Here is a 1,720-nt window from a genome sequence, read left to right on the forward strand (position 1 = left end):
AACGGGCTGGCATAGCCGGCCTTAGTCTTACCAGTGTCGAAGAAGGGGGTGACCCCTGATGAGACACTGGTATGATTTCCCGGAGCTTCTGGATCGAAGGAAGCTGAAAGGGCTGGTGGATGCGGGGCTGAGTGTCCGGGAACTTTCTGTACGGGAGGGTTGTTCGCGGCAGTGTGTGGTGACGGCTTTGAATCGGCACGGGCTTACGGCGAAGGGGCAGCGGGGGGTGATGCCGCGTTTTTTGGGAAGGCGGAAGGGATGAACATTCTTTTTTTTTGTGAAGATCTGATGAGATCAAACCGTATATCTGATTTGGGAAGGAACTGACTGGGTGCGGACACATGAGAAAAGACCAACCGCGAATCGGCGCGAATCCGCCCTACGGGCGAGATAATCGGATTTGCTTATCCTCACTCTCGCAATCCAGCTTCGCTGTCTTGCTCGTCCCTTCATCGGGATCGTTCGGGCAAATCCTGTCGCCGCCCCAGCGGCTCCTTTATGAGGTATTCCGGATATTCTCATTTTTCAGATATTTTTCATCGGAATAGACAAATCTCTTCCACTCAAGTTTTCCCTTCTTGCCGAAATTGAATAATATTCCTGTTTTGATTCCGGTAGCTTTCAGATAATGGAGGAGCTGAGCTGAATCCGCATCGGTGAGTTTGGATACCGCTTTAAGTTCAAGGATGATCTGCCCATAGCAGATGATGTCGGTTTTGTAGGTACTTGGCAGTTTTTCTCCCTTATAATAGACATCCAGATGTTTTTCCATCTCCGCAGGAATATCAGTATCCCTGAATTCTATCATCAAAGAATCGCGATATATCGCTTCCAGAAATCCGCTGCCAAGCGAATTATACACACGAAAAGCGCATCCTACGATTTTTCTAACCTCGTCAAAAAAGAGATGATCCGTTTCTTCGGGCTGGATTTTGTCACCAGACATCATGATTTTTCATTCTTTTTCCAAACACGATATAATTTATGCAAAGGAGGCGCTGGGGCGCCGACAGGATTTGCCCGAACGGTCCCGATGAAGGGATGAGCAAGACTGCATAGCAGGCTTGCGAAAGTGAGGAGAAGCAAATCCGATTTTTCTCGCCCGTAGGGCGGATTCGCGCCGATTCGCGGTTGGTTTTTTCTCATGCTTCCGCGCCTTCCCGTACACGAAATCGAAGTACATTCCTTAAAAATACAGAGAAACTATGACAATTACCCCTCTTTATATCTTCTTTTACGTCCAATATAGTAGTAGAGGTCGGCACACCGCCAAAGATCCCTCCTGGATAATCGGAATAGAATACCATACCAATACGATATACATAAGGCTAGGATATACAGAGCGGGCTCTTTCCAACGTGTGCCGGCTTCGATACAACGGTAGATCGACTGATCTGCCCGCGGGGAAAAACTCCCCGCAACAATATCCAATAGGATACGATACGATATGACAGCAGATTTCATTCAGACAGCAATCTCGAAGTCCGCAAAGCGGATCTTCACCGCAGAGTTTACGAACGCCGCCGCGTATGATGCGATCATCGCAGAAATTACGGGCGTGGAAAACCCCCTCGGCCTCGCCGAAGTCGAGCTCGGGAAGCAGACCTACAAGACCTATGTGGGCTACTTCGACCCGAACACCTCCGAAATGACCGGCAAGGTCCAGGTCACGGCCTACAGCAGGGCTGAGTATTCGGCCGCGATCACCGCCCTTACCGGC

General features: G+C 49.7%; 1 protein-coding gene and 1 pseudogene. One reads left to right on the plus strand and one right to left on the minus strand.

Features of this window, described 5'->3' with window-relative positions; translation table 11 throughout:
* Positions 1 to 496 precede the first annotated feature (496 nt).
* Positions 497 to 949 carry a GxxExxY protein gene (locus EYA77_RS01990; RefSeq protein WP_245241113.1) on the minus strand — a complete coding sequence of 151 codons (453 nt, stop codon included), beginning with the start codon at positions 947 to 949 and terminating at the stop codon, positions 497 to 499.
* 498 nt (positions 950 to 1,447) lie between these two features.
* Here EYA77_RS01990 and EYA77_RS01995 point away from each other — a divergent pair.
* Positions 1,448 to 1,720, plus strand: a pseudogene (locus EYA77_RS01995) (glycerol permease); the annotation flags it as partial.

This window comes from Methanocorpusculum sp. GPch4, from assembly GCF_012062385.1.
In the GTDB taxonomy this organism is placed as follows: domain Archaea; phylum Halobacteriota; class Methanomicrobia; order Methanomicrobiales; family Methanocorpusculaceae; genus Methanocorpusculum; species Methanocorpusculum parvum.